The sequence below is a fragment of the Actinosynnema sp. NPDC037264 genome (assembly GCF_055603705.1).
Genome location: NZ_JBVJVK010000031.1, coordinates 1 through 19,036 on the forward strand (window position 1 = coordinate 1; position 19,036 = coordinate 19,036).

The following is a 19,036-nucleotide window of genomic DNA, read 5'->3' on the forward strand; positions in this document are numbered from 1 at the left end:
GCTTCGTGGTCGCCGGCGATCTCGGCGGCCACGCTGCGGACCTGTTCGTAGCCGGTCATCGCGAGGAACGTCGGGGCGCGGCCGTAGCTCTTCATGCCCACGAGGTAGACGCCGGGCTCGGGGTGGCGCAGTTCGTTCGCGCCGTGTGGGTAGACGGTGCCGCAGGAGTGGACGTTGGGGTCGATGAGCGGGGCGAGCGTGGTCGGGGCCTGGAGCACGGGGTCGAGGTCGAGCCGGACCTCGGACAGCCAGGAGTGGTCCGGTCGGAACCCGGTCAGTGCCACGACCTCGTCCACGGGGTCGAGTCGGTGTCCGTCCTGCGACACCAGCACCACGCGGTCGCCGTCTCGTTCGACGGCTGCGGTGCGGAAGCCGGTGACGACGTCGACGTGCCCGGCCTTCACCGCCGCGCGGGCCTTCAGTCCGAGGGTGCCGCGTGCGGGCAGTTGGTCGGCTTCGCCGCCGCCGAAGACGTTGCCGACCGCGCCGCGGCGCAGCAGCCAGGTGACGTGCGTGCCGGGGTGCCGTTCGGCGAGGTTCGTCAGTGCGACCAGGGCGGTGAGTGCGGAGTGCCCGCTGCCGGCCACGGCGATCCGCTTGCCCGCGTACCGGGCCTGCTCGCCGACGACGTCGGGCACGCGGTAGCCGATGCGGTCCGCCGCCTCCGGCTCGCCGGCCGCGGGCAGTCCGTCGCCGCCGAGCGGGTTGGGCGCGCCCCAGGTGCCGGAGGCGTCGACGACGGCCCGTGCGGTGATCCGCCGGCCGCCTTCGACGTGCACGGTGAGCGGTTCGCTGTCGCGGCCGGCGTCCACGACGCGGTCCCGGCCGCGGCGGGCGACGCCGATGACGCGGGCGTTCACCCGGACGTGCTCGCCCAGCGCCTCGGCCAGCGGCACCAGGTACTGCGCCGCCCACTGCTCGCCGGTGGGGTAGGTCTCGCCGTCCGGGGCGGTCCACCCGGTGGGTTCCAGCAGTCGGCGGGCGGCGGGGTCGACGAGTTCGGACCACTGGGAGAACAGGCGCACGTGCCGCCACCGGGCCACGGCCGCGCCGGCCTGGGGGCCGGCTTCGAGTACCACGGGTCGCAGGCCGCGTTCGAGCAGGTGCGCCGCCGCCGCCAACCCGACCGGCCCCGCCCCGACCACGACCACCGGAAGCTCGTCCACGAGCCACCCCTTTTCATCGTCTGTCTTCGATCGAACAGGTGGGAATGTATCGAGTTGGCTCGATGGATGCAACCATCGGCGTTTGTCGATACTCTGGTGGGCATGACGACGACGCTGCCCGCGGTGGGCCTCGCCCCCGAGGACGCCTCCACCTACGCCGAGTGGTTCGCCTGCCTGGCCGACCCCACCCGCGTGCGCCTGCTGCACACCGTCGCCACCCACCCCGGCGAGATCACCGTGGGCGCGCTGACCGAGGCGGTCGGCGTCAGCCAGTCCACCTGCTCGCACCACCTGCGCAAACTCGCCGACGTCGGGTTCGTGCGGTTGCGCAGGGAGGGCACCGCGACCCTGGTGTCGGTCAACCCGGCGTGCTGCACGGGCCTGCCGCACGCCGCCGACGCCGTCATGGGCACCATCGTCACCCGCCCGTGCTGCCCGGCCGACCTGCCCGCCGACGTCACCGTCCGCCCGCTGGTCGACGACGACTGGCCGGACGTGCGCCGCATCTACGGCGAGGGTATCGCCACCGGCAACGCCACCTTCGAGACCGAGACGCCCAGCCGCCGCACGCTGGAGGCCAAGTGGCTGCCCGGGCACCGCTGGGTCGCCGTCGTGGACGGTCGGGTCGCCGGCTGGGCGGCCGCCACCCCCGTCTCGGCCCGGGAGTGCTACTCGGGCGTGGCCGAGACGTCGGTCTACGTCGGTGACGGCTTCCGCGGCCGGGGGGTGGGCAAGGCGCTGCTGCACCGGCAGGTCACCGCCGCCGACCAGGGCGGCCTCTGGACCCTGCAGACCGCGATCTTCCCCGAGAACCGGGCCAGCATCGCCCTGCACCACTCGGCCGGCTACCGCACCGTCGGCGTCCGCGAACGCATCGCCCGGCACCACGGCGTCTGGCGCGACACCGTCATGCTCGAACGCCGCGCCACCAGCACCCCGACCTGCTGACCCCGCGTGTCGAACGTTCAGGACCCCTGAACTCACCACTCAGGTCCGCCAGGCGGCCACGATCGTGTCCGCCGATGTGCGGCTCCGGGCCGGGCGGGTGACACTGGGCGCGACGTGATCCGTCTACAAGGGACGGTCGCATGCCGTTGCGCGCCGAGGCAGGTTTCCCCGAGCTGATCCGGCCCATGCTGGCCTCGCCGGGCCGACTCCCGCCGGGGCCCGGGTGGGCCTTCGAGTTCAAGTGGGACGGTGTCCGGGCGGTCACGTACGCGCGCGGTGGGCGGGTGCGGGCGATGACCCGGAACGACCTCGAAGTGTCCGGGACCTACCCGGAGGTACGCGCGCTGTCCGCCCTACTCGGTGATCACGACGCCGTGCTGGACGGTGAGATCGTCGCTCTCGGCGAGCGGAAGCAGCCGGACTTCGGGCGGCTCCAGACCCGGATGCACGTGGCCCGACCGGGTGGCGACCTGCTGGCCCGCGTGCCGGTCGTCTACTACGTGTTCGACCTCCTGCACCTGGACGGTCGGTCGCTGCTCGGCGCGCCTTACGCGGAACGGCGGCAGGAGTTGGTCGCGCTCGGCCTGGGCGGCCGGCCGGAGGTCCGGGTGCCGCCGTCGTTCGGCGAGGTGCACGGTGAGGACGTGCTCGCGGTGGCCGAGGACTACGGGCTCGAAGGCGTGGTCGCGAAACGGGTCACCTCGCGCTACGAGCCGGGGCGGCGCTCGGCGGCGTGGGTGAAGGTGCCGTTGGTGCGCACGCAGGAGGTGCTGATCGGCGGTTGGCGGCCAGGCGACGGTCGGCGTGCGGGCACGATCGGGTCACTGCTGCTCGGTGTGCGGTGTGACGACGGGGTGCACTACGTGGGCAAGGTGGGCACCGGGTTCACCCACTCGGCGTTGCTCGCCCTCGAGGAGCGGCTGCGGCCGTTGGAGCGCGCGGAGTCGCCGTTCGTCGACGCGGTGCCCGCCGATCACGCCCGCCGTGCGCACTGGGTGCGGCCGGAGCTGGTCGGCGAGGTCGAGTACCGGGCCTGGACCACCGACGGGCGGCTGCGGCACTCGTCGTGGCGCGGGTTGCGGCCGGACAAGGATCCCGACGACGTCCGGATGCCGACGCGGTGAATTGTCGGTGCTCCCTGTTAACGTCCGCGCCGATCCGATCAACAGGGGGGAAGGAACGGTGGAGGACGACGAGAAGTCGGCGCTGACGACGTTCTTGGACGCGCAGCGGGGAGCCGTGCTGGCGATCCTCGACGGTCTCGACGAGGAGGCGTTGACGACCGCGGTGCTGCCGTCCGGCTGGACGCCGCTCGCCCTGGTCGAACACCTCGGTTACGCCGAGCGGCACTGGTTCCAGGAGATCCTCCGGGGCCACGCCGACGCGTTACCGTGGTCGGACGACCCTCCGCCGTTCACCACGCCCCGGTCGTCGGCGGAGGTCTTCGCCTTCTACCGGGACCAGCGGGAGCGGTCGAACGCCATCCTCGCCACCACCCCGCTGGACACGCGCCCGGCCGTGCGGCATCCCGACCAGCTCGGTGACGAGACCACCGACCTGCGCCGGATCGTGCTGCACATGATCGAGGAGACCGCACGCCACGCCGGCCACCTCGACGTCTGGCGGGAGCTGCTCGACGGCAAGACGGGCCTGGGACCGCGCTGACGCCGTACCCGACTACCCCGCCGGGGAGGCGGGGTTGGTGCGGCGTCGCCGCCATCCGGGAGAGACGACCCGAGACGGGACCTGGTGGCGGGGGAGACGGGTGGGGGTCGAGTCGACACCGACGGGATCGCTCGCTGGGAAGGAGGATTGGAGTCGCACCGGCACCGTGCGAGACCTGTTGGCCGGCAGGACAGGTGGGCGGCTCGCCGACCCTGAGCCGTCACCGCCGGGCGCGCCGGATCATCACCGTCGGCGCGATCGGGCCCAACAGGCGCAGCACGGTGGACAGCCGGGGTAGGTGGTCGGTTGGTTCTCGGACCCACCGCACCGGGCCGTCCGCGGTCACGCTGGGTGGCAGCGGCAGGTAGTGGCCGTTGTTCATCAGCCGCACGTGCGACGGCAGCACGGGTGTGCCGGCGTCGGCGGTGTCGACCAGGAACGCCCACAGGTCGGCCGACAGCGCCAGCGCGGGCAGCGCCGCTTCGACCTGCCCGCCGACGCGCGCGCTCACCAGCAGACCGCCGATGCCGCGCCCGGTGGGCAGGTGGACGTTGCCGTCCGCCAGCACCAGCGGCCAACGGCGGCCGATGGCCAGGCGTTCCACGGTCGCGTGCACCTGGTTGGCGTAACGGGTGGCGGCGCACGCCGCTGAGTCGTCCATGGATCCCCCATCCTCGGTGGTAGCCCTCGACAGGCGTTCGACGGCGGGGCCGATTCGGTTCGACCACTCGATCAGGTGACAGGCGGGCGGGTTCCGGAGGCGCGGCCTAGCGTGGCCGCGTGTCGGTGCGGATGAGCGAGTCGATCATCACGCTGGTGCTGTTCGCGCTGCTGGTGCCGGTGGCGGTGCTGCCGTGGGTGCACCGGCAGTACCGGCGCCACGGTCGGCTGCGCGGCTGGTCCGCGGTCGTGGCGGTGGCCAGTGCGCTGTACGGCTGCGCGCTGGTGGCGTTCACGCTGTTCCCGCTGCCGGACGTGACCGGCGAGTTCTGCACGAGCCGGTCGCTGCGCGCCTACTGGCAGCCCTGCCCGTTCGCGTCGCTGGACGACATCGCCGCCGCCGGCTACTCGCCGACCAGCCCCGCGTTCCTCCAGGTGGCGTTGAACGTGGCCCTGTTCGTGCCGCTGGGTTTCCTGCTGTGCTACCGGTTCCGGCGCGGCGTGGTGGCGGCGACCGCGATCGGGCTGCTGGTGTCGCTCGCGGTGGAGACGACGCAGGGCACGGCGGTGTTCGGCCTCTACCCGTGCCCGTACCGGGTCGCGGACGTGGACGACCTCATGACCAACACCGCGGGCGCGGTCGTCGGGTGGCTGCTCGCGCGGTGGGTCGGGCGGCGGCTGCCCGCGGCCGTGCCGGAGCCCGTGGCCGACACCGGGCCGCCGGGTCTGGTGCGGCGGGGGTTGGCGTTCGCGGGCGACCTGCTCACCTTGTCGCTGGCGCAGTTCGCGTGCCGGGCGGTGCTCGTGCTCGTCGGCGAGGGAACCGGAACGCCCGGGCTGACCAGGCTCGCGGTCTCGGACCGGTTCGGGGCCGCGCTCGGGGTGCTGGTGCCGGTGGTCGCCACGGTCGTCGTGCCGCTGCTGCGCGCCGACCGGGCCACGCCTGGCCAGGTCGCGTTCAACCTGGCCCTGGCCGACGCGCGCACGGGCGGCACGGCGCCGGCACGGGCGGTCGTGCTGCGGTTCGTGCTCTGGTGGCTGCCGGTCCTGCTGCTGATCTCCGCCGGGCACAGCGGGTTCGTGTTCTTCGCCGCCGTCGTGCTCGGCCTCGCCGCCCGCTCCCGCTCCGACCGCCGCAGCCTGCTGGGCCTGATCTCGACCACCACCACGATCACCACCGCCGCGCGCGCCGAACGCTCAGGTCGACCGCGTCCCTCGTCCAGGCCCCCCGAGTTCAACGCTCAGAACAAGCCGGAGCCCTGATCCTCCGAGCCGCAGCGGAAAGGCCCGTGAGCCGGCACTCGGCTCACGGGCCCGTCCACTCGTCCACGCCGGATCAGAACGCCTGGTTCGCGAAGCCCTTCCGAGCCGCCGCGGACAGGAACGACTGCCACGCCGCGCTGCTGGTGTGCGGGTCACCGGTGGTCCCGAGCCGCGACTTCGCCGTGGTGAACGCGCTCTGCGTCTTCGGACCCCAGATGCCGTCCACCACCAACCCGGAGCTCATGAAGTTGTTGCACAGCGCCTGCACGAACTTCGTGTCGCTCTCCGACCCCGTCACGCACCGCACCGGCAGGCCGCCGAAGTCGGAGTGGATGTGGTCTTCGTGGGCGGCGTTGTACCAACCGTCCAACGCGAACCGGAACCGACGACGGCACACCGCGTCCACCGCCAGGTAGCGGCGACGCGTGGCGAGCGTGCCGGAGGCGTGGTCGCGGTCCAGCGGCGACGACACCTGCCCGCCGCTCCACCGCACGTGGTCGAGGTCCATCGCGGTGCCCGAGCCGTGCTCGCCGGGCTTGTTCACGTAGAAGCCGGCCGACACCAGGTACGTGATGCTGCCGTACGCCGACGACAGCGACCGCAGGTCCCGGATCCACAGCACCAGGGAGTCGTAGAACGCCTGCGTGACCTGCCAGTTGCGCAACGTCGTGTTGCCGCGGCCGGACCGCCAGTAGTAGACGGGGGTGCCGTCGATCCGCTGGAACGTGATCATCGGGTCGCCTCCGCGGTGATCAGCCGGCCGCCGGTGAGCCAGCCGGAACGGGTGCCCGCGACACCCAGCGCCTTCGCGTCCTGCGGCACGGCCGGACGGGTCCGGTCCGCGTCGAGCACGCCGGTGAGCGGGGTGGCGTCGACCATCTCGTTGCCGACCCAGTGCACGCGGCCGTCCACCGCGGCGAGGCCGCGCACGGCGACACCGTCCAGGCGGGGCCGGGTCGTCCAGGTGACGCCGTCGCGCGAGGTGTGCAGGACCGTGCCGGAGACGTCGACGGCCGCCACGACCCAGCCGTCGGGCGTCGCGGTGACGGCGGTGGCCGACAGGTCGTCGGTCCACTCCAAGCCCCGCACGGGCACGGTGTTCCAGCCCGACGCGGTGCGGCGGGCGGCGATGCGGACCAGCGAAGCGCGCTCGTGCTTGAGCACCGAGCCGAACGCCAGGCCGCCGCCGACCGCGGTGAACTCCGAGCGCACGCCGTGCAGGCGGCGGGCCTCGCGCCACGCGATGCCGTCGGTGGACTCCCAGATCGTGGCGATCGGGTCGCCGCGCAGCGCGCCGACCGCGTGGAAGGTGGAGCCGTCACGGGAGACGTCGACCAGGTCCGCGCCGGCGAGGCCGGTGGTGATGCGCACCGAACCGCCTTCGTCGACGACGACCCACTGGCCGTTCTCCTCGGTCACCATGAGAGGGGTGCCGTCGGACGCGAGGAACACGCCCGCGGCTTTTCGGGGGTTGTCGGCGGCGCTCGACGCGGGTGCCGCAGCAGCCGCGTGGGCCGTCAGCGTGCTGGTGAGGGCCGCGGTCGCGGCGGCTCCCAGCACGAATGTTCGCCGATCGAGCACGTCAGTCCTTTCGAGGCAGGGGGAAGTGCTGACGTGGCACAGGGCCGGTTGGAAGTTTTCCAACCCACAAAGTATGGGTGACCCGCCGTTGCGGCAATGGCCCGTTCCGCCCAAAACCGTTGCCGTCCGGGCCGGAACCCACCGGTCGGTCAGGGCCGCTGGGGTACGATTCGCGGTGTTCGCGACTGGCGTGCCGAGGGTGGGAACGACCACCGGGGAGCGTTGAGCCGAGATGCACCGCGCGCCTGGGTGCTGCGGCAGCGCCCCCGCGCGCGTGGAGGTCGTCATGCACGAACCCGCGATCCCGTCGTTGACCGGAGCGGACCCCGAGGTCGCGCGCCTGGTCCAGGCCGAGGCACGCCGCCAGTTCGAGAAGGTCCGCCTGATCGCCTCGGAGAACTACGTCTCGACCGCCGTCCTCGAAGCCACCGGCTCCGTGCTGACCAACAAGTACTCCGAGGGCTACGCGGGCCGCCGCTACTACGAGGGCCAGCAGGTGATCGACCCGGTCGAGGAGCTGGCGGTCGGTCGGGCCAAGGCGCTGTTCGGCGTCGACCACGCCAACGTCCAGCCCTACTCCGGCTCACCGGCCAACCTCGCCATCTACCTGGCGTTCCTCGACCCCGGCGACACCGTCATGGGCATGGCCCTGCCCGCGGGAGGGCACCTCACCCACGGCTGGAGCGTCTCCGCCACCGGCAAGTGGTTCCGCAGCGTCCAGTACGGCGTCACCAAGGAGAACGGCGTGGTCGACTTGGACCAGGTCCGCGACCTGGCCCGCGCCGAACGCCCCAAGGTGATCTTCTGCGGCGGCACGGCCATCCCGCGCACCATCGACTTCCCCGCGTTCGCCGAGATCGCCAACGAGGTCGGCGCCGTCCTCGCGGCCGACATCGCGCACATCGCGGGCCTGGTCGCGGGCGGCGCGCACCCGTCACCGGTCGGGCACGCCCAGGTGATCACCACGACCACCCACAAGACGTTGCGCGGACCGCGCGGCGCGATGATCCTCACCGACGCCGAGCACGCGAAGGCGATCGACAAGGCGGTGTTCCCGGGCCTGCAAGGCGGCCCGCACAACCACACCACGGCGGCCATCGCGGTCGCGCTCGGCGAGGCTTCGGAGCCGTCGTTCGGCCTCTACGCGCACGCCGTCGTGCAGAACGCGCGCGCACTGGCCGCCGCGCTGCTCGACCGCGGCTTCGACCTGGTCTCCGGCGGCACCGACAACCACCTGATCCTGGTCGACCTGACCAGCAAGGGCATCGGTGGCAAGCCCGCCGCCAAGGCCCTGGACCGGGCGGGCATCGAGGCCAACTACAACACCGTCCCGTTCGACCCGCGCAAGCCGTTCGACCCGTCCGGCGTCCGCCTCGGCACGGCCGCCATCACCACCCGCGGCCTCACCGAGGACCACATGCCGCAGGTCGCGGAGTGGATCGACCAAGCCGTCCGGGCGGCCGACGACGCGCAGGTGCTCGACCGCATCGCCGCCGAGGTCGCCGACCTGATGGCGGGCTACCCGATGCCCGGCTGGGCGTAGCGGACCACGTCGGCCAACCGCGCCACGTCCGCCCGGAACGTCTCGTGCCGGACGGTGACGTGGTCGGCGACCTGACCGGTTCCCGGCAGCTGGTCGACGGGCAGCACCGCCCCGTCGACCAGCACCGGGATCACCGGCACCGCGCGTTCCGCCGCACGTGCCACCTCGGCGCGCATCAGGTCGGTCGGCGTCCAGCCCGGCCCGACGACGGCGAGCAGCACGTCGCACTCACCGACGTCGCCCACCACCGACCGGCCGAAGTCGTCCAGCCGGTCCGCGATGCGCCCGGCGAGGTGCACGTCGTCCGGCCGGCGGTAGCTGAGGAACAGCCGCGCCACCGGGGACAGGTCGATCCCGGCCAGCGCGGCGAACGCCCGGTCCCGCACCTCGCCGGGGTCGACGCCGCACCGGGCCAGCACGTCGAGCGCCACGCCCTCGTCCTCCGCGAGCACCCCCAGCAGCAGGTGCTCGGTGCCGACGTGCCGGTGCCCCAACGCCAGCGACTCCCGCACGGCGGAGGCCAACGCCCGCTTCGCGCCGGGCGTGAACGGCAGGCGACCGGGCACGGGCACGACACCCGGCCGGGACACCTCCAGCACCCGCGCCCGGCACCCGGCCGGCGACACCCCCACCGACGCCAGCACCGACGCCGCCGCGCCGCCCTCGCCGACCAACCCGAGCAACAGGTGCTCGGTGCCGATGGCGGTGTGGGCGAACCTCCGCGCCTCCTGGAGGGCGATCACGGAGACCCGGCGCGCGCTCTCGGTGAACCGTTCCAACATCAATTCCTTCGCCACCGGTCGACCAGCCCCGGGATCGGGCTGTCCTCAGTCCATCGCACCGAGTTTCCGGGTGTTACCGGAATTTGTCAGTAGCCGCGCGCCTGCCCTCCGTCATCGCGTCGCTCCCGCCGTGCGCGGTGTGGGGGACGAGGACCAGCTCCGCGTCCGGCCACGCGTGCGCGAGGTCGAACGGCGTGCCGATCAGATTCCCCAGGTCGAGCGTTCCTTGAACGATCACGCCCGGGATGCCCGCGAGCTTCCACGCCTCCTCCAGCACGATCCCCTCGCGCAGCCACGACCCGTGCGCCCAGTAGTGCGTGACGAGCCGGGCGAACGCCAGGCCGTGCTCCGGGTTCTCGAACCGCAGCCCGCCGGTGGACAACGGCTGCAAGGCGTCCTCCCACGCGCACCACTCCAGCGCCGCCCGGCGGTGCACGGCCGGGTCCGGGTCCAGGAGCAGCTCCAGGTACCCGGCCGCCGGGTCGCCGGACGGCGCCAGCTCGCGGAACCGGGCGTGGGCCTGCGGGAACATCGGCGCCAAGCCCGTGGTCAGCAGGTCGGTCTCCGCCCGGCGCCCGGTGGCCACGCCCGCGTGCACCATCTCCGACACCCGGTGCGGGAACCGTTCCGCGTACACGAGGCCCAGCACCGAGCCCCACGACGCGGCGAACACCAGCCACCGGTCCACGCCCAGGTGCTCGCGCAGCTTCTCCAGGTCGCCGATCAGGTGGTCGGTGGTGTTGGTGGACAGGTCCACGACCGGGTGGCCGGCGTGCGGCGTGCTGCGCCCGCAGCCGCGCTGGTCGAACAGCACCACCCGGTACGCCGCCGGGTCGAAGTACTGCCGGGCACGGGGCGTGCAGCCCGAGCCCGGCCCGCCGTGCAGCACCACCGCCGGTTTCCCGTCCAGGTTGCCGCACACCTCCCAGTACACGTGGTGCCCGTCGCCGACGTCGAGCATGCCGTGGTCGTACGGCTCGATCTCGGGGTACAGCACGGTTCCTCCCTCGGGATACAACAGTGCTGTTATATTAGTGCTTACGGAATTGGCGGGAACATCGACCGCACGTCCGCGCCACCGACCCAGAGCCCGATCGCGAACGCCGTCGTCGCCTCCAGCAACTCGGCCCGCTCCAGCGGCCCGCCGTCCACCGGCACGCACCCGATCGACCGCACCAGTGCCCGCACGACGTCCAGCGCGTCGGCCGAGTCGCCGCACAGCGGCACCCCGAGCGGCCGTCCCTCGAACGTCAACGACGGCTGCCGCCACACGTCCACGTGGCACAGGTTGAACGCCTTCACCACGTGCGCCCCCGAGGCGGCCGCGAGCCGTGCGGCGGCACGCGGCTCGTCCAGCACGAACCGGCCCGGCACCACCGAGTTGGTGCAGTCGATCACCACCCGGCCCGGCGCGCGCCCGAGCACCTCGGCCGCCACCGCCGCCGGCACGGCGAGCAGCACCGCGTCCCCGAACGCCACCGCGTCCGCGGGCGGCCCGGCGACGGCGCCGATCCTGGCCGCCAACTCCTTCGAGCGCTCCGGCGAACGCCCGCCGATCACCACCTCGTGCCCCGCCGCGACCCAACGGCCGCCCAGCGCGTCTGCCATCCCGCCCGACCCCAGCACACCGATCCGCACGCTCTCTCCCTAGGTCCAAGTGATTGGCTTGAGCCGACGCTAAAGAGCCCGACGGGCACCAAATGGTGTCCACGACCCAGGGGGCCGCTCGTGGACTTCCTCGCCGACTGCCGCGCCAGGCAGGCGTTCGACCTGCTGGCCAACACCTGGAACCCCGTGGTGCTGCACGCGTTGCGGCACGGCCCGCGCCGGCCCGCCGAGCTGCGGCGCGCGATCGGCGGCATCCGGCCGAAGGTGCTCACCGAGACCGTGCGGCGGTTGGCGGGCGCCGGGCTGGTGGTCCGGACGGCGTCGCGCGACCGGGTCGAATACGGGCTCACCGACCTCGGGCGCAGCCTGCTCGAGCCGATCGACGCGCTCGGCCGGTGGGCGCACGAGCGGGGTGACGAGGTCCGGCTTGACGACTGAAGCAAAACAGTGTTTTATAACGTTGTTGTGTAACGCTGTTCTGCGAAGGAGGTCGTGATGGGTCCACGGGCCGGGTTCGAGAGCCTCGACCGGGAAGTCGTCGTCGACCTGGAGGTGCGCGGCGAACTGCCGCCCTGGTTGGCGGGCACGTTGGTGCGCAACGGACCCGCCAAGTTCGAGACCGACAAGGGCTCGTTCCGGCACTGGTTCGACGGCCTGGCGATGCTGCACCGCTTCGGGTTCGCCGACGGGGCCGTCACCTACCGCAACCGGTACCTGGAGACGCCCAGCTTCCGCTCCGCGCGCGACGACGGCCACATCGCGTTCGGCGAGTTCGCCACCGACCCGTGCCGCTCGATCTTCAACCGCTTCTTCACCCACCCCGGGCTGCGCCGCACGTCGAACGCCAACGTGAACGTGACCTCCGACGGCGACCGGGACTTCGCGCTCACCGAGACGCCCATCGCGGTGGAGTTCGACCGCGAGACGCTGGCGACCGTCGGCCTCGCCGATGACGACGACGCGATCTCCGGCCACGTCACCACCGCGCACCCGCACCGGGCGCCGCTCACCGACGACCTGGTCAACTACGTGCTGAAGTTCGGCCGGCGCAGCGTCTACCAGGTCTACCGGCAGCGCGGCCAGGCCCGGGAGCTGATCGCCTCCCTCCCCACCGACCGCCCGGGCTACCTGCACAGCTTCGCCGTCACCGAGCGGCACGTCGTGCTGGCCGTGTTCCCGTTCGTGGTCAACCCGCTGTCGCTGCTGCTGCGCGCCAGGCCGTTCATCGAGAACTACCGGTGGCGGCCGGAACTGGGCACCCGGTTCGTGGTGCTCGACCAGCGGGACGGTTCGGTGGTCGCCGACGAGCGCACCGACGCGTTCTTCGCGTTCCACCACGTCAACGCCTACGACGAGGACGGCCGGGTCGTCGTGGACGTCGCTGCGTACCCGGATGCCACCGTGGTCGACGCGCTGTACTTGGACAACGTGCGCGGTGAGGGGGAGTTGCCGCTGTCGTTCCCGACGCGGTACGAGGTCGACCTGTCCGGCGGCGGCATCCGGTCGCGGCGGCTCGCGTCGGACTCGCTGGAGCTGCCGCGCATCGCGTACGGATCGCACAACGGCCGCGACTACCGGTACGCCTACGGCGTCGGCTCCCGCGACAACGGCACGCGCGACTTCCTCAACCAGCTGGTCAAGGTGGACGTCCTCAGTGGACGGACGAGCCGCTGGCACGAGCCCGGCCGCTACCCGGGCGAGCCGGTGTTCGTGCCCGCGCCCGGCGCCCGTGCCGAGGACGACGGTGTGGTGCTGTCAGTGGTGCTCGACGGCTCGGCCGGGCGGTCCGGTCTGCTGGTGCTCGACGCGGCCACGTTCACGGAGGTCGCGCGGGCCGACGTGCCGCACGCCATCCCGTTCGGCTTCCACGGTCAGTTCACGTCGCGTCGACCGTGAGCACGCAGCCGTCGGGGTCGACGTGGGGCACGTCGGGCTCGTCGAACCAGAGGCCGCCGTCGCCGAGGTAGCGGAACCGGTGCGTGCCGGGGGAGAGGATCACGGTCACCGTGCGCGTGCCGTCGCGGCGGGGCACCAGCTCGTGCACGCCGGGGGTCCAGTCGTTGAACGTGCCGACCACGCTCACCGGCCCGCGCGGCTGGTCGAGGGGCAGTGAGAAGGTCACGCGGCGCTTCGGGCCGAACAGGCGAGTGCTGCGGAGCATCGTTCTCCCTCGCGAGTCGATCTTGCCATGCCTTCGGGGCCACCAGCGTCGCCGTGCCGTGGCAGCGTTTCAAGCCGGCGCGCCTGTTCGAAGTGGACGGTCACCCATCGGTGTGATGCTCCTGGGTTCCCTCCCTGCGCCTCCGCCGCCGAACTGCGCATTGTGGAGCGTGCCCGACCACTGTGCTTTCCCGCCCTTTGGTGGACGCCACCCGGGAAACCGTTGCGACTCTCGTGGCGACGGCCGCTCCAACCAGGCACAATGGACCGACAGGAGTCGCCACCGTCGCCACCGCACCGGCCTCGGAGATCACTCCAACGGGCGAATGAAGTGTCAATGGGCAACTTTTCGAGCGCGAGCCGCGTTGCCGGGAAAGAAGGAGGCGGCACGGCGCGGCGGACCCCGTGTGCACGGCGGACGCACGGGCTTGAGGAGGTTGAGGTCGAGGCGGGGCAAGGATGAGGCGGTAGGAAGGCGGCCGGTCGGTGGACGAGGCCCAGCATCGAGGGGCTGCGACCACACCCTCCGCCACGCCCGGTCGTGGGTCGACGGCCGGCGCCACGACAGCCACGAGCGCCACGGGCGGGAGAGTCAGGGGCGCGAGCGGCAGGGCGGGGATGGCCAGGATCGCAAGCGGCAGGGGCAGGAGGGCAGGGGCGTCGAGCGCCAGGGCCTCGAATGGGGTCGGCTCGAATGGGGTTTGGTGGCCGAAGGGTTGGCTGAACTCGGCGGGTACTGCGATTGCGAGGTCGTCATGAACTGCGACCCGGAGGAAGTGTTCGGGTAGGCCGATCGATCCGCCACGGCGACCTGCGGCCGCCCGCGATCCGAGACGGGTCGCGATTCGCGGCTGGCTGGGCACGCGTGGAGATGGCGGTGCGGTCGCGGGCGTGGCGGTGCGGGTGGGGTGCGAAGGGCGTTTCGGGGCACGACACGGGGCGCTGGAGTGCGGGTGCTGCGGTGGCTGGCGGCGTTCGCGTTGGGGGATCGCGTGAGGGACGAGGCGGCGGCTGGGCCGTGCGGTGAAGGTTGCCTCGTGAGGGAAAGGGGGAGTGTTCACTCCTTCCCGCTTCAACTTATAGCGCACAGGGGGGATTGCGGCAAGACCCGGGGGTTGCCGCAGAATCGCTCGCCATAGCCAACAAGCTGCGGTGATGGGGGAGCGGTATGGGAGCGGCAGGGTGGGTCGGCGGCAGGGGTGGATTCCGGAGGGCCAGGGTCCGAGTGGCGGGGGCGAGTGGCGGTCGGGGGTCGTGTCGACGGTGGGGGCGGGGTGGGGAGAGCGGGATCACAAATGGTGCACGGTCTGCAAAGTTGCAGTGAGTGCAGGTTTTTACTTACCCTGATCGAGTGACCACGCAGGCGGCCGAAGGGCTTCGCGACCGCAAGAAGCGGCAGACCCGCAGGGCGTTGGGGCAGGCGGCCGTCCGCCTGGTCGCCGAGCACGGCCTCGACCACGTGACCGTCGAGGACATCAGCGCCGCCGCCGACGTCTCGCCGCGCACGTTCTTCAACTACTTCGCCGGCAAGGAAGACGCCGTCCTCGGCCCCGACCCGGAGGCCGGTCCACGCGTGCGAGCCCGCGTGCTCGCCCAACCGGCGGACCTGTCCGCGGCCGCGGCGGTGCGCGAGGCACTCCTGGCCGAAGTCGCGGCGGAGTTGGCGGACGACCGCGAGCTGTGGCTGCAACGGATGCGGGTGGTCCAGCAGCACCCCGTGCTGCTGGCCAGGCTGTTCTTCGGCGGCGAAGCCCTGGAGCGCGACCTGGTCGCCGGCATCGCCGAACGGGTCGGCCTGCCCGCCGACGACACCTACCCGCTGCTGCTCGGCGCGGCGGCGGGTGCGGCGTTCCGGGTGGCGGTGGCCCGCTGGTCGAGCACCGCCGCCCCGCTGCACGACCTGCTCGCCGAAGCGCTCGACCTGATCGCCGCGGGTCTCGCCGACCCGCCCCGCCACCACCGCGGCTGAACCACAGCCGAACCGCGGTCGCGCAAGCGCCGCGTCCGAACACCGCGTCACAGTCGCAGACAAACTGGGGGATCCGATGTCCACCGAAACCGGCACGACTTCGCGCCGGGACGTCGTGCAAGCGATGTCCGGCCTCATGCTGGGCATGTTCATGGCCATCCTCGCGTCGACCATCGTGTCGAACGCGTTGCCGCGCATCATCGCGGACCTGCACGGTTCGCAGTCCGTCTACACCTGGGTCGTCACGACCGAACTGCTGGCCATGACGGCGACCGTGCCGCTGTGGGGCAAGCTCGCCGACCTCTACAGCCGCAAGCTGCTGATCCAGCTCTCGCTCGGCCTGTTCGTGGTCGGCTCGCTCATCGCGGGCTTCTCCCCGAACGTCGAGGTGCTCATCGCGAGCCGCGTCGTGCAGGGCCTCGGCGCGGGCGGCATGACGGCCTTGGCCACGATCGTGATGGCGGCGATGATCCCGCCGCGCGAGATGGGCCGCTACGCCGGCATCTTCGGCGCCGTGTTCGGCGTCGGCACGGTCGCCGGCCCGCTCATCGGCGGCGTCATGGTGGACACCTCGTGGCTGGGCTGGCGCTGGTGCTTCTTCATCGGCGTGCCGTTCACGCTCGCCTCGATCTTCCTGCTCCAGCGCACGCTGCACCTGCCGGTCGTGCGCAAGGAGGTCAAGATCGACTACCTGGGCGCGGTGCTGATCGTCGGCGGCGTCTCCACGCTGCTGGTGTGGTCGACGCTGGCGGGCCACCAGTTCGAGTGGGCCTCGGCGTGGACCGCGCTGCTCGTGGCGGTCGGCGTGGTGCTGCTGGCCCTGGCCGTGTGGGTCGAGTCGCGGGCGGCGGACCCGATCGTGCCGTTGACGATCTTCGCCAACCGGACGGTGGCGCTGACCACGTTGGCCAGCGCGCTGGTCGGTGTGGCGATGTTCGGCGGCACGGTGTTCCTGTCGCAGTACTTCCAGATCGGCATGGGCAAGACGCCCACCCAGGCCGGCCTGATGAGCCTGCCGATGATCTTCGGCCTGCTGGTGTCGTCGACCGTCGCCGGTCAGCTGATCACCAAGTGGGGCAAGTGGAAGGCGTTCCTGGTCGCCGGTGGCGTGATCATGGTCGGCGGCATGCTGCTGCTGGCCACGATCGACGCGAACACCAGCGTGTTCATGGTCAGCGTGCACATGGCCGTGCTGGGGATCGGCGTCGGCATGCTCATGCAGAACCTGGTGCTGGCCGCGCAGAACGACGTGCCCGCCCGCGACCTCGGCAGCACGACCTCGACCCTCACGTTCTTCCGCAGCCTCGGCGGCGCGATCGGCGTGAGCGCGTTGGGCGCGGTGCTGGCGAACCGGGTGACCGCGTTGAGCGAGGAGAAGTTCGGCCCCGCGCCCACCGGCGGCGAGGCGACGGTGCCCGACCTGGCGCTGCTGCCGGAGCCGGTGCGGGTGATCGTGCGCGAGATCTACGCCACGGCCACCGCCGAGCTGTTCCTGATCGGCGCGCCGATCGCGGTGCTGGCGCTGGTGGCGGTGCTGTTCATCAAGGAGAAGCCGCTCAAGACGCTCAGCGGTGACGAGCGGTTGGCAGCGGAGATGGCCGCCGGGCACTGACCCCGCCACCAGGCGCTGACCGCCGCAGGGCGTCGGCGACCAGCGCGGACAAGACACGGTGTCGCACTTGTCCGGTCGGGAGCCGGACAAGTGCGACACTTTCGCGCGTGTCAGGACTGCGCGAACGCAAGAAGCTCGCCACCCGGACGGCGTTGGCCGACGCCGCCCTGCGGCTGTGCGTGGAGCACGGCCTCGACGGGGTGACCGTCGAACAGGTGGCCAACGAGGCGGGTGTCTCGCTGCGCACGTTCTTCAACTACTTCTCCTCCAAGGAGGAGGCGGTGGTCGCGGGTGACGTCGCCACGGCCGCCGCGTTCGTCCACGCCTTCGCCGACCGGCCCGGGGACGAGCCGGTGCTGCCGGCGTTGCGGGCGGCCCTGGTCGACGTCGTGCCCGACCGGATCGACCCGGAACGGGTGGCGCAGCTGCGCGCGCTGCGCCGCACCCCGGCCCTGCTGCCGCACCAGATCGCCGCGTTCGCCGTGCAGGAACGGGAACTCGCCGCCGTCGTCGCCGCACGGGTCGGCGTCGACCCGGCCACCGACCTCTACCCGGTGATGTTCGCGGCCACCGTGATGGCGACCCTGCGGGTGGTCGTCGGCTGGTGGCTGGACGCCGCCGAACGGCCCGAGCTGTCCGAGCTGATCGACGTGATGATCGACCGGCTGGACGTGGGCTTCGCCGCCGTGCGCCCGGACCCCGCCTAGGCGTCCCAGGTGATCGGGAGCGCGTGCACGCCGTAGACCAGCATGTCGTCGCGCATCGGCACGTCGGCCGCGGGCACGGCCAGCCGCAGTCCGGGCAGCCTGCTCAGCAGGCCGGTGAACCCGGCCACCATCTCGACCCGGGCCAGCTGCTGGCCCAGGCACTGGTGCACGCCGTGCCCGAACGCCAGGTGCGGCCCGCGCGCCCGGGTCACGTCCAGCTCGTCGGGCCGGGGGTAGTGGTACGGGTCGCGGTTGCCGGCGGGCACGGAGACCAGCACCGTCGAGTCGGCCGGCACGACCTCGTCCGCGATCTCCACCTCCGCCAGCGTGGTGCGGACGACTCCGAGGTGGACGATCGACAGGTAGCGCAGCAGCTCCTCGACCGCGCCGCCGATCAACGTCGGGTCGGCGTGCAGGGCGGCGAGCTGCTCGGGGTGCTCCAGCAGCGCGAACGTGCCCAGCGCCAGCATGTTGGCCGTCGTCTCGTGGCCCGCGACCAGCAGCAGGTTCGCCATGCCGATCAGCTCGTCGTCGGTGAGCGTGGGGTCGGCTTCGATCAGGCCGGACAGCATGTCGTCGGTCGGCTTGGCGCGCTTGGCGCGCACGAGGTCGTGCATGAAGGCGCGCAGCTCGTCGGCGAGCCGCATCATCTCGGCCACGGGCAGGTCCAGGCGCAGCAGCTTCCCGGTGCGCTCCTGGAACTCGTCGCGGTCGGCGTACTCGACGCCGAGCAGCTCGCAGATCACCAGTGACGGCACCGGCAGCGCGAAGGCCCGCACCAGGTCGGCGCCCGGTCCGGCGGCGATCATCGCGTCGAGGTGGTCGTCGACGATCCGCTGGATGCGCGGCTCGAGCTGACGCATCCGCCGCACGGTGAACTGGCCCGTGAGGAGCTTGCGGTAGCGGGTGTGCTCGGGCGGGTCCATGGTGATGAAGCTGCCCGCCCGCGCCCGCTTGTCGGCCAACCTCGCGCGGATCGGCTGGGGCAGCTTCTCCAGGACGCGCCGGCTGCGGAACCGGTCCGAGCTCAGCCGCGGGTCGCCGAGCAGTGTGCGGGCCAGCTCGTGGCTGGTGACGACCCACACCGGGTCGCCGTCGAGCATGGTCACCCGGTGCACCGGCCCCTGCTCGCCGAGGCGGGTCAAGGCCGCCGGCGGGTGGAACGGGCCGGCGTCACGCCGGGTGAGCTCGGGCGGCAGGGGAACGGTCGGCCGGCCGGTGGAGGGGCGTTTCTCCTGGGAAGCGGTGGTCATCGACGGTCCGTTCCCGACCCGGCGTGACCGGGCCGCTGCTCGGTGTGGTGGGCGTGACCCACGGTACCAAAACGTGCACGCTGTGCAGCTTTTCGATGTAACTCAGTGCACAACGAGAA

At 72.2% G+C, this 19,036-nt stretch carries 20 protein-coding genes and 1 riboswitch; of the genes, 11 read left to right on the forward strand and 9 right to left on the reverse strand.

Annotated features, from left to right (window positions below; all coding sequences use genetic code 11):
* Window positions 1-1,166, reverse strand: a 1,166-nt coding sequence (locus ACZ7GX_RS28115; RefSeq protein ID WP_498780916.1) for an FAD-dependent oxidoreductase, incomplete at its 3' end; no start/stop codon positions are given.
* A 102-nt stretch (window positions 1,167-1,268) separates the two neighbouring features.
* On the opposite strand from ACZ7GX_RS28115, the gene ACZ7GX_RS28120 reads away from it, so the two are divergent.
* The 3 genes from ACZ7GX_RS28120 (at window position 1,269) to ACZ7GX_RS28130 (ending at window position 3,779) form a co-directional block, all read left to right on the forward strand.
* Window positions 1,269-2,114 (forward strand): helix-turn-helix domain-containing GNAT family N-acetyltransferase, encoded by an 846-nt coding sequence (locus ACZ7GX_RS28120; RefSeq protein ID WP_498780917.1) that lies wholly within the window; start codon window positions 1,269-1,271, stop codon window positions 2,112-2,114.
* A gap of 140 nt (window positions 2,115-2,254) precedes the next feature.
* The gene (gene ligD / locus ACZ7GX_RS28125) at window positions 2,255-3,238 is read left to right on the forward strand and encodes a non-homologous end-joining DNA ligase (RefSeq protein WP_498780919.1); all 984 of its coding nucleotides are present in this window, start codon (window positions 2,255-2,257) and stop codon (window positions 3,236-3,238) included.
* A 58-nt stretch (window positions 3,239-3,296) separates the two neighbouring features.
* Window positions 3,297-3,779, forward strand: coding sequence for a DinB family protein (locus ACZ7GX_RS28130; protein ID WP_498780921.1), 483 nt, complete (start codon window positions 3,297-3,299; stop codon window positions 3,777-3,779).
* A 220-nt stretch (window positions 3,780-3,999) separates the two neighbouring features.
* Here the strand turns inward: ACZ7GX_RS28130 and ACZ7GX_RS28135 are convergent, their stop codons facing one another.
* Window positions 4,000-4,440 carry a hypothetical protein gene (locus ACZ7GX_RS28135; protein ID WP_498780922.1) on the reverse strand — a complete coding sequence of 147 codons (441 nt, stop codon included), beginning with the start codon at window positions 4,438-4,440 and terminating at the stop codon, window positions 4,000-4,002.
* A 119-nt stretch (window positions 4,441-4,559) separates the two neighbouring features.
* On the opposite strand from ACZ7GX_RS28135, the gene ACZ7GX_RS28140 reads away from it, so the two are divergent.
* Window positions 4,560-5,702, forward strand: coding sequence for a VanZ family protein (locus ACZ7GX_RS28140; RefSeq protein ID WP_498780923.1), 1,143 nt, complete (start codon window positions 4,560-4,562; stop codon window positions 5,700-5,702).
* A 73-nt stretch (window positions 5,703-5,775) separates the two neighbouring features.
* Here the strand turns inward: ACZ7GX_RS28140 and ACZ7GX_RS28145 are convergent, their stop codons facing one another.
* The gene (locus tag ACZ7GX_RS28145) at window positions 5,776-6,435 is read right to left on the reverse strand and encodes an extensin family protein (RefSeq protein ID WP_141975207.1); all 660 of its coding nucleotides are present in this window, start codon (window positions 6,433-6,435) and stop codon (window positions 5,776-5,778) included.
* Window positions 6,432-7,283: a hypothetical protein gene (locus ACZ7GX_RS28150; protein WP_498780924.1), complete on the reverse strand. Its 852-nt coding sequence runs from the start codon at window positions 7,281-7,283 to the stop codon at window positions 6,432-6,434. Before ACZ7GX_RS28150 ends, ACZ7GX_RS28145 begins: the two co-directional genes overlap by 4 nt.
* 171 nt (window positions 7,284-7,454) lie before the next feature.
* A riboswitch (ZMP/ZTP riboswitch) is annotated at window positions 7,455-7,541 on the forward strand.
* Window positions 7,542-7,569: 28 nt separating this feature from the next.
* Between ACZ7GX_RS28150 and glyA the strand changes: the two genes are divergently transcribed.
* A complete protein-coding gene (gene glyA / locus ACZ7GX_RS28155; RefSeq protein ID WP_498780926.1) occupies window positions 7,570-8,826 on the forward strand; it encodes a serine hydroxymethyltransferase in 1,257 nt (418 codons plus the stop codon).
* On the opposite strand, the gene ACZ7GX_RS28160 is transcribed toward glyA, so the two are convergent.
* The 3 genes from ACZ7GX_RS28160 to ACZ7GX_RS28170 all read right to left on the reverse strand — a co-directional run bounded on the left by ACZ7GX_RS28160 (window position 8,802) and on the right by ACZ7GX_RS28170 (window position 11,246).
* Complete coding sequence (locus tag ACZ7GX_RS28160; RefSeq protein WP_498780927.1) at window positions 8,802-9,608, reverse strand: Clp protease N-terminal domain-containing protein; 807 nt, start codon at window positions 9,606-9,608, stop codon at window positions 8,802-8,804. The two genes, glyA and ACZ7GX_RS28160, sit on opposite strands and share 25 nt — an antisense overlap.
* Window positions 9,609-9,681: 73 nt before the next feature.
* Window positions 9,682-10,605 (reverse strand): prolyl aminopeptidase, encoded by a 924-nt coding sequence (pip, locus tag ACZ7GX_RS28165; protein ID WP_498780928.1) that lies wholly within the window; start codon window positions 10,603-10,605, stop codon window positions 9,682-9,684.
* Window positions 10,606-10,646: 41 nt separating this feature from the next.
* Window positions 10,647-11,246, reverse strand: a complete 600-nt coding sequence (locus ACZ7GX_RS28170) for an NADPH-dependent F420 reductase (protein ID WP_498780929.1) — start codon at window positions 11,244-11,246, stop codon at window positions 10,647-10,649.
* Between the two features lie 90 nt (window positions 11,247-11,336).
* On the opposite strand from ACZ7GX_RS28170, the gene ACZ7GX_RS28175 reads away from it, so the two are divergent.
* Together ACZ7GX_RS28175 and ACZ7GX_RS28180 are read left to right on the forward strand one after the other, a co-directional pair.
* On the forward strand, window positions 11,337-11,654 hold the full coding sequence (locus ACZ7GX_RS28175) for a winged helix-turn-helix transcriptional regulator (protein WP_498780931.1): 318 nt from the start codon (window positions 11,337-11,339) through the stop codon (window positions 11,652-11,654).
* A 57-nt stretch (window positions 11,655-11,711) separates the two neighbouring features.
* A complete protein-coding gene (locus tag ACZ7GX_RS28180) occupies window positions 11,712-13,112 on the forward strand; it encodes a carotenoid oxygenase family protein (RefSeq protein ID WP_498780932.1) in 1,401 nt (466 codons plus the stop codon).
* Here ACZ7GX_RS28180 and ACZ7GX_RS28185 read toward each other — a convergent pair.
* Window positions 13,093-13,377 carry an isoamylase early set domain-containing protein gene (locus ACZ7GX_RS28185; protein ID WP_498780934.1) on the reverse strand — a complete coding sequence of 95 codons (285 nt, stop codon included), beginning with the start codon at window positions 13,375-13,377 and terminating at the stop codon, window positions 13,093-13,095. The genes ACZ7GX_RS28180 and ACZ7GX_RS28185 overlap by 20 nt on opposite strands.
* Before the next feature lie 325 nt (window positions 13,378-13,702).
* Between ACZ7GX_RS28185 and ACZ7GX_RS28190 the strand changes: the two genes are divergently transcribed.
* From ACZ7GX_RS28190 to ACZ7GX_RS28205, 4 genes are all read left to right on the forward strand, one after another.
* A complete protein-coding gene (locus tag ACZ7GX_RS28190; RefSeq protein ID WP_498780935.1) occupies window positions 13,703-14,164 on the forward strand; it encodes a DUF2695 domain-containing protein in 462 nt (153 codons plus the stop codon).
* 563 nt (window positions 14,165-14,727) lie between these two features.
* Complete coding sequence (locus ACZ7GX_RS28195; RefSeq protein ID WP_498780937.1) at window positions 14,728-15,345, forward strand: TetR/AcrR family transcriptional regulator; 618 nt, start codon at window positions 14,728-14,730, stop codon at window positions 15,343-15,345.
* A gap of 76 nt (window positions 15,346-15,421) precedes the next feature.
* Window positions 15,422-16,957, forward strand: a complete 1,536-nt coding sequence (locus ACZ7GX_RS28200; RefSeq protein ID WP_498780938.1) for an MDR family MFS transporter — start codon at window positions 15,422-15,424, stop codon at window positions 16,955-16,957.
* A gap of 107 nt (window positions 16,958-17,064) precedes the next feature.
* Window positions 17,065-17,664: a TetR/AcrR family transcriptional regulator gene (locus tag ACZ7GX_RS28205; RefSeq protein ID WP_498780940.1), complete on the forward strand. Its 600-nt coding sequence runs from the start codon at window positions 17,065-17,067 to the stop codon at window positions 17,662-17,664.
* On the opposite strand, the gene ACZ7GX_RS28210 is transcribed toward ACZ7GX_RS28205, so the two are convergent.
* The gene (locus tag ACZ7GX_RS28210; protein ID WP_498780941.1) at window positions 17,661-18,917 is read right to left on the reverse strand and encodes a cytochrome P450; all 1,257 of its coding nucleotides are present in this window, start codon (window positions 18,915-18,917) and stop codon (window positions 17,661-17,663) included. The genes ACZ7GX_RS28205 and ACZ7GX_RS28210 overlap by 4 nt on opposite strands.
* Window positions 18,918-19,036 lie beyond the last annotated feature (119 nt).